Raw genomic sequence first — 7,994 nt, forward strand, 5'->3', positions numbered from 1 at the left:
CGTACTCAACGATCTGCCGGACCGCCTCGATCTTGAACTCATCGGTGTACCGCTTCGTACTCATAACCACCTCCGCCTAAGCCATAGTTTATGGCCGCGAGGTGTCTACGGAACCCTGGGCGATTCACCCGCGGTGTCGTGTCCAGTGGTTCAGGCAGCAATCTGGTCACGCTGGATGACACCACGGTGACCACCTACGGCACCAATTCGCACGGGCTGGAAGCTTCAGCGGGTTCGCGTCTGGACGCGGCCAACAGCACGGTCACCACGCGTGGTGCCAGTGCATACGGCCTCACCAGCGCCGGTGCGGGCAGTGACCTTCGATTCGAGGACGGCCAGATCAGCGCCAGCGGCGCCAACAGCATTGGCGTTCTGGCGCAGACAGGCGCCCACGCCAGCCTGACCCGGGCCACGGTCGATGCGACTGCCACTGGGATCAAGGCATTGTCCGGCAGCATCCTGCAACTTGCCGACGTGGACGTCCAGACCCATCAGGGCTATGCCCACGGAGTAGAGGCATCGGGGCTGGGTTCGTCGATCGCCGGCAGCAACGTCAGCGTTACCACCCAAGGGATCTTCTCGTACGGCTTCCGCGCCGTGGAAGGCGGAAATGTCACGCTGGAGGGGGTGAGGGCAACCACTGCGGGTGATTATGCACATGGCGTCATTGCCGAAGGCACCGACTCGATCATGCACGTGTCCTCGGTCGATATCCTGACCAACGCTGGCACGTTCGCGATGGGTGCACGCGCCGTTGCCGGCGGTGCGGTTGACATTGCCGACGCGCGCGTCACCACCCATGGCGATGGCAGCTATGGCCTCGATGCGATCGGTGCAGGCTCGCAGCTGCGTGCGACCGCGGTCGACGTCCAGACCTTTGGTGGAGATTTCGACGGGACCACCGCAGCGGGGGTTGTGGCCGAGTGGGGCGGCGCAGTGGATATCCAGGACAGCACGGTCACTACGCACGGCACGTCCTCCATCGGGCTGCTGTCCCAGGTAGCGGGCAACCTGGGCGACGCCGACACCATGCTCAATGCCAGCAACGTGCAGGTCAGGACCACCGGCGAAGCCGGGTTTGGTGCGATGGCCTGTGCGCTGCTGCCCGGCAGTGGGGATTCGTGCGCCGATGCGGTCAAGTCCGGCCAGACCGGAGATGGCGCCCGTGCGCTGCTGAGCATCAGCCACAGCGATATCGAGACCGCCGGCATCGGCGGCCATGGGCTGTACGCCTATGGCCCGGCTGGCGCACAGATCGTTGCCCGTGATACCCGCGTGCTGACAACCGGGGAGGGCGCGCACGGCGCTGTTGCCGAGGCCGGTGCCGACATTCAGCTGGTGAACTCCAGCGTACATGCAGAGGGCCTTGCGGCTGCCGGTGCCAGCGTAAGCGCCAGCACGCTGGGCATGGCAGGTGGGGTGTTGGATTCCGCACTGGGTAGCGCCATCCGATCCGATGGCGGCCGCATCGCCTTGTCTGCCGGTGCAAAGGCCTTTGGCGGCAATGGGGTCTTCCTTGAACAGTTGGGCGGCGCGCCCAGCCTGGTCAGCTTGGATGAAAATGTCCTTGCCGTTGGTGACGTGGTGTTGGGTTCGGGCGAAGGTGTGGGCGCAACGTCATTGAGTCTGTCGCGCAATTCGGCATGGGTCGGCAAAACGGAGGGCGTTATCCGCGATCTGTCCATTGCCAGCGGTTCGCAATGGCAGATGACCGGCGACGCGTCGGTGGGTAACCTCGGACTGCGGCAGGGTCAAGTCGTCTTCGAAGCGCCTGCCGGCGGTCAGTTCAAGACCCTGACCGTGGCGGGCAACTTCGACGCCGACCAGGGGCTGCTGGTGATGAACACCGCGCTGGGCGATGACAGTTCCCGCACCGATCGCCTGCACGTTCTGGGCGATACCTACGGCACCGCGGACATCCTGGTCAACAATATCGACGGACGCGGCGGGTTGACCGTGGATGGCATCAAGCTGGTGGAAGTGGACGGTGATTCAGCCGCCCAGTTCGGCTTGGCCGGCCGCGCCGTCGCTGGGGCTTACGAGTATTCGTTGCACCAGGGCACGCCCACTGCGCCAGAAAACGGCAACTGGTATCTGCGCTCGGAGCTGCCCTCCACGCCTGTGGATCCTGAAGCCCCGACGGAGCCGACGGACCCGACCGTGCCGAGTGCACCGGGTACGCCGCCGGCCACGCACCAGTTGCGACCGGAAGCCGGCGCTTATCTGGTCAATCAGGCGGCTGCAGTGGGCATGTTCAACCTGGCCATGCATGACCGCATCGGAGAACCCAACCTGGTTGGCGGCAAGGATGACGGCCGGGCCGGTGTAGCCGGCTGGGCCCGCGCGGCCGGCTATCATGCCAACACGGCGCTGTTGGACCAGTTGCAGGCGCGCAGCCGGCAGCATGTACTGCAGGCCGGTGCGGACATCAGTCGCTGGGGCGATACCGGACGCGGAGTAGTGGGGGTGATGGTGGGTGCGGGCGAAGCTACCACCACAGTGACGTCCGATAGCAGTGGCTACTCGGCCGAAGGCCGGGTCAAGGGGCAGTCGGCAGGCGTGTATGGCAGCTGGGTGCAGGATCCGGCTGGCGATGGCGGCCTGTATGTTGATACTTGGGCGCAGCTGGGGAAGTACCGCAACCGGGTGCAGGGTGAGGCGTTGCAGGCCGAGCGCTATGACAGCCGGAGCCGCACTGCGTCGGTGGAAACCGGCTATGCGTTCACGCTGCGTCAGGGTGCCAACAGTGCGGTCTACGTCGAACCGCAGGCCCAGCTCACCTGGTCCGACTACCGCATGGGCGGAGGGGGCCATGACGAAAGCAACGGCACCCACGTGGCAGTGTCCGAGGCCGGTAGGCTGCGCAGTCGCGTCGGCGTGCGCGTGTTCGGCCATGACACGAGCGACGGCATCAATCGGGTGCAGCCGTATCTGACGGCAAACTGGTACCACAACCATGGTGCCGCCAACGCCGTCTGGCTTGACGACGTGTCGCTGTCCGGCGCGGCGCCCAAGGATGTTTACGAGGGCAAGGCCGGCGTGCAGCTGCAACTCGGCCGTGGCATGACGGCTTGGGGTGAACTCAACGCCAGCCGTGGGAGCAACGACTTCCGCACGGTGGGTGCGATGATGGGTCTGAAGTACGACTGGTAACCGGCGCCTACCGCCTGATGTAAAGAAGGGCCCCCGTTTACAGGGGCCCTTCTTGTTTTCCTGGCGTCGCCGACAGCGTCGCAGGCGGTGACTCACGCGGCTGGCTGAAAAGCACTGCGCGCGACGCTGCATGGCAGGAAATTTAACGATTAACTGATATGTCTCGCGCAGGCCGACTCCCAGAACTCCGCGATGCGTCGAGTGCTCCATCAACTTCCCAACGCGGCTCCGGCTGTTGCGGCCAGCGTGCTCCTGCGCTGGCTGTAGTTTTGCGTGGGCGGCCGGCAACGGTCGGGACCATCGGGAAGGGTGGCACTACCACCCTCATGCACCGCCTGCGCCAAGTCATTCGGACCTGCGCGCCATGCAGGCGATCGCAAGAGATGGATCCTACCGTTGTCCTTCGCCACTGCTCGTGATCATTGGCGGATCGTGCGCGGGCTGGCAACTCTCGGTTACGTTTTTCCGAAACGGTGCCACCACAGCATTGGCCAAAGTGGCAGGCGCCTTGCCTGCGGGTTGAAGCAAACGAGCGGGTAAGTACTTGTTCAAGAGGGGTACCTTGCGAGCGTGCTCGTGCATGAATGCGAGCTTCGCGCTTGCTCTTGTTAATGTCCGCGGTCACTTTTTTAGAATGTCGCGCTCCTCGGTTATGTGCTTGGGCTCGGCCTTCAAATGCCGGACTACCGCGGAGTGGCGATTGCCTGCATTTGTACTTAACTGAGGGAACGAGTGGCCCGCGCCGCCTGTACTAAGCTGCACAGAGTACGGGTTCATCCTCCCGCTTCTCGAGGATCACACCCCCAGCCGCAGCGGGCTGCGCCTACCATACCGTCCGGCATAGTTCGTACTCAGCCGATTCACCATAGTTGGTGTGTACGGCACTAACTTTGCTAAACCGCCCAAACGGATGCAGCCGACGGCAGGGGCAACACACCCCCGTTTTGCACTACATTGGTGCAATGACTGCCGCTCCACCGTCTCCGTCCCTTGATGTCCTTGGCACCCCGGTTGCCTGGGCCGATGCCGAAGGCCGCGTCGCCGGCTGCAACCCGGCGTTTGCGCGTTGGCTGGGCGTCAGCGTGCGCCGCCTGCTGGGCCAGCCGCTGGCGTCGCTGGAGGTGCAGGGCGAGGCGCTGGCGCATTTCCTGGCGCGCGGTGAACGCGACACGCTGCGCCTGCACCGGCTGGCCCTGGCCTTGCCCGGCGAGGCCCCCCGCTTCGCCGAGGGCTGGCTGAGCCGGCACGAGGAAGACGGCTGGCTGCTGGAAGCCCATCCGGTGGACGAGTTTCCCGGTATGGACCCCACCCAAGCGCTGCCCAGCGCGCTGAGCGCGGCCCTGAAGGGCCTGGCGCATGAGCTGCGCAATCCGCTGGCCGGTTTGAAGGGGGCCGCCCAGCTGCTGGCCCGGCGCAGCCTGCAGCGCGACCCGGAAGAGCGCGAGCTGATCGAGCTGATCGGGTCGGAGATCGAACGCCTGAACGGGCTGCTGGAGCAGTTGCTGTCGCCGGCCCCGGCCGCACCGCATGCGCCGCTCAACATCCACGCCTCGCTGGAGCGCGTGCTGCGCCTGGCCGAAAGTGAAGGTGGCTGGGCCGTGCGGCTGCAGCGCGACTACGACCCCAGCATTCCCGAATTCGATGGCGACGCCGACCGCCTCACCCAGGCGGTGTGGAACCTGGTGCGCAACGCGATCCAGGCCGGCGCCGGCACCGTCACTCTGCGTACCCGGGTCGAACACGGCATACGCATCGGCGACCAGTTGCAGCCGATGGCGTTGCGCCTGGAAATTGCCGACGACGGCCGTGGCGTGCCCGAGGCGCTGGCCGAGCACCTGTTCCTGCCGCTGGTCAGCGGCCGCGCCGAAGGCACCGGGCTGGGCCTGGCGCTGGCCCAGCAGGTAGCGCGCGAACACCGCGGCACGCTGACCTACCGCTCGCGCCCGGGCCACACCGTATTCACCGTGCAGCTGCCGATCGGGCAGGGCACCCCCGCCACCGAGGAGACCGCGCATGGCGGATGACAGCCAGACCACGTCCCAGCGCGTGTGGGTGGTGGATGACGACCGCGCCGTGCGTTTCGTGCTGTGCACGGCGCTGCGCGATGCCGGCTACGCCGTCGAGGGCTTCGATGGCGCGGCGGCCGCGCTGGCCATGTTGGCCGAGCAATCGCCGCCGGACCTGTTGTTCACCGATGTACGCATGCCCGGCGATGACGGCTTGGTCCTGCTGGACAAGCTCAAGGCCGCGCACCCGCAATTGCCGGTGATCGTGATGTCGGCCTACACCGATGTCGCCAGCACCGCCGGCGCGTTCCGCGGCGGTGCCCAGGAGTTCCTGTCCAAGCCGTTCGACCTGGACGATGCGGTGGCGCTGGCGCAGCGCGTGCTGCCCGCGCCGGATACCGCCGTGGCCGAACGCCGCGAGGTGGCGGAGCCGGCCGCGCCCGACCAGCGCCCGCAGCTGGTCGGCGACACCCCCGCGATGCGGGCGCTGTTCCGCGCCATCGGCCGCCTGGCGCAGGCCCCGTTGTCGGTACTGATCAACGGTGAAACCGGCACCGGCAAGGAACTGGTGGCGCATGCGCTGCACCACGAATCGCCGCGCGCGCAGGGCCCGTTCGTGGCGTTGAACACCGCGGCCATTCCCTCCGAGCTTCTGGAAAGCGAGCTGTTCGGCCACGAAGCGGGTGCCTTCACCGGGGCGCAGCGCCGGCATGTGGGGCGCTTCGAGCAGGCCAACGGCGGCACGCTGTTCCTCGATGAGATCGGCGACATGCCGTTGCCGCTGCAGACCCGGCTGCTGCGCGTGCTGGCCGAGGGCGAGTTCTTCCGCGTCGGTGGCCGCGAGCTGATCCGCGTCGATGTGCGGGTGATCGCCGCCACCCATCAGGACCTGGAAACGCTGGTGGGGCAGGGGCGCTTCCGCGCCGATCTGCTGCACCGGCTGGACGTGGTGCGCCTGCGCCTGCCGCCGCTGCGCGAACGTCGCGATGACGTTGCCCAGCTGGCCGACACCTTCCTGGCCGCCGCCGCGCGCAAGCTCGACACGCCGCCCAAGCGGCTGACGGCCGCGGCGCTGCAGGCCCTGCGCGAGCACGACTGGCCGGGCAACGTACGCGAACTGGAAAACGTGTGCTGGCGCATGGCGGCGCTGGCCGCGTCGGACACCATCGGCGTGGCCGACGTGGACAGCGCGCTGCATCGCGGCGCCGGCCCGCGCACGCGCGCCCATGGCGATCCCGGGCAATGGGAAACCCTGCTCTCGACCTGGGCGCGGCAGCGGTTGGCCGAAGGCGCCGAAGGGCTGCACGCGCAGGTACGCGAGCGCGTCGACCAGGCGCTGCTGGAAGCGGCGCTGCAGATCACCCACGGGCGCCGTGCCGAAGCCGCCGCGCGGCTGGGCATGGGCCGCAATACCTTGACCCGCAAGCTCGGCGCCGGGCGCCGGCGCGGCGGATGAATACCCTGTTCATGGGTCCAAAGCACCGCGCCGCAGTGCCTTTCATGGTCCGTGGACGACCCTGACGTTAATTTGCAGACATGGAGTTTCCGATGCGTCGTTCCCAACTCGCCCTGCTGATCCCCGCGCTGCTGGTGCTTGCCGCCTGCGGTACCGCGCCCGAGCAGCGCACCGCGCCGGCGCCCGCCGTGCCGGTGGTGAGCACCGCCAAGCTGGCCGAAGCCGCGCTGGCACCCGCCTCGGCCAGTATCGTCAGCGGCCGGCTGGCGCTGGTGCCCGATGCGCGCGGCGTGCATATCACCGGCACCATCGGTGGCCTGCAGCCGATGCAGACCGCCGCCTTCCATGTGCATGAGCGCGGCGATTGCAGTGCCGTCGATGCCAGCAGCGCCGGCCCGCATTTCAACCCGGCCAACCAGCCGCATGGCCGCAACGGCGCCGGCGCGCATCACGCCGGTGACATGGACAACCTGCGCGCCGATGCGCAGGGCCGCGTCAGCGTCGATGTGCGCCTTCCCGGTGTCACCCTCGGCGGTGGTGCGGCCACCGACATCGTCGGCCGTGCGCTGGTCGTGCACGCCAACGCGGACGATTACCGCAGCCAGCCCGCCGGCAATGCCGGCGCCCGAATCGCCTGCGGCGTCATCCGGGTCCCGCGCTGAACGCGCTGCCCACCGACGTCGCTTTTTTCTCGTTACCCGTAAGGAGATCCACATGCGCCTGATTCATACCGCCCTGTTCGCGGCCATCGCCACCCTCGGCCTGAGCGCCTGCAGCAAGCCGGCCGACGCACCGGCCGACGCTGCCACCGCCACCCCGCCCATCGCCGAAACCGCGCGCACCACCGAAGCGCCGCCGGCCATGACCAGCGAAGCCCACGCCAACCACACCGCCACGGCCGAGCTGGCGCCGACCCAGGGCAATGCGGTCAAGGGCAACGTCACCTTCAGCGTCGTCGACGGCAAGGTGCACGTGAAGGGCGAGATCAGCGGTCTCAAGCCCAACAGCGAGCACGGCTTCCACATCCATGAGAAGGGCGACTGCAGCGCGCCGAACGGCGACAGCGCCGGCGGCCACTTCAATCCGGCCAAGGAAGACCACGGCAACGTGGCCACCACCCCGCACCACGGTGGCGACATTCCGAACATCACCGCCGATGCCCAGGGCAATGCCGTGGTCGACGCCCCGGTCTCCACCAACGTCAACATCGGCGAAGGCAACGACTTCGACATCATCGGCCGCGGCCTGATCGTGCATGCCGATCCGGATGACTACAAGACCCAGCCGACCGGCAATGCCGGTGCGCGTCTGGCGTGCGCCGTGATCAAGGCCGCGCCCTGATCTGCTGAGGGGTAGCCACCCATGGGGTGGCTCTACGG

At 67.5% G+C, this 7,994-nt stretch carries 5 protein-coding genes; all 5 read left to right on the plus strand.

Features of this window, described 5'->3' with window-relative positions:
• Positions 1-138: 138 nt before the first annotated feature.
• Positions 139-3,153 carry an autotransporter outer membrane beta-barrel domain-containing protein gene (locus ACREPD_RS20955; protein WP_431601085.1) on the plus strand — a complete coding sequence of 1,005 codons (3,015 nt, stop codon included), beginning with the start codon at positions 139-141 and terminating at the stop codon, positions 3,151-3,153.
• 962 nt (positions 3,154-4,115) lie between these two features.
• Complete coding sequence (locus ACREPD_RS20960; protein ID WP_421568364.1) at positions 4,116-5,177, plus strand: two-component system sensor histidine kinase NtrB; 1,062 nt, start codon at positions 4,116-4,118, stop codon at positions 5,175-5,177.
• Positions 5,167-6,615: a nitrogen regulation protein NR(I) gene (ntrC, locus tag ACREPD_RS20965; RefSeq protein ID WP_431601086.1), complete on the plus strand. Its 1,449-nt coding sequence runs from the start codon at positions 5,167-5,169 to the stop codon at positions 6,613-6,615. The genes ACREPD_RS20960 and ntrC overlap by 11 nt, the downstream gene beginning before the upstream one ends.
• A 92-nt stretch (positions 6,616-6,707) precedes the next feature.
• Positions 6,708-7,277: a superoxide dismutase family protein gene (locus tag ACREPD_RS20970; protein WP_431601087.1), complete on the plus strand. Its 570-nt coding sequence runs from the start codon at positions 6,708-6,710 to the stop codon at positions 7,275-7,277.
• 52 nt (positions 7,278-7,329) lie between these two features.
• Complete coding sequence (locus ACREPD_RS20975) at positions 7,330-7,956, plus strand: superoxide dismutase family protein (RefSeq protein WP_431601088.1); 627 nt, start codon at positions 7,330-7,332, stop codon at positions 7,954-7,956.
• Positions 7,957-7,994: the final 38 nt, after the last annotated feature.

The organism is Stenotrophomonas sp. (assembly GCF_050737075.1).
Classification (GTDB): domain Bacteria; phylum Pseudomonadota; class Gammaproteobacteria; order Xanthomonadales; family Xanthomonadaceae; genus Stenotrophomonas.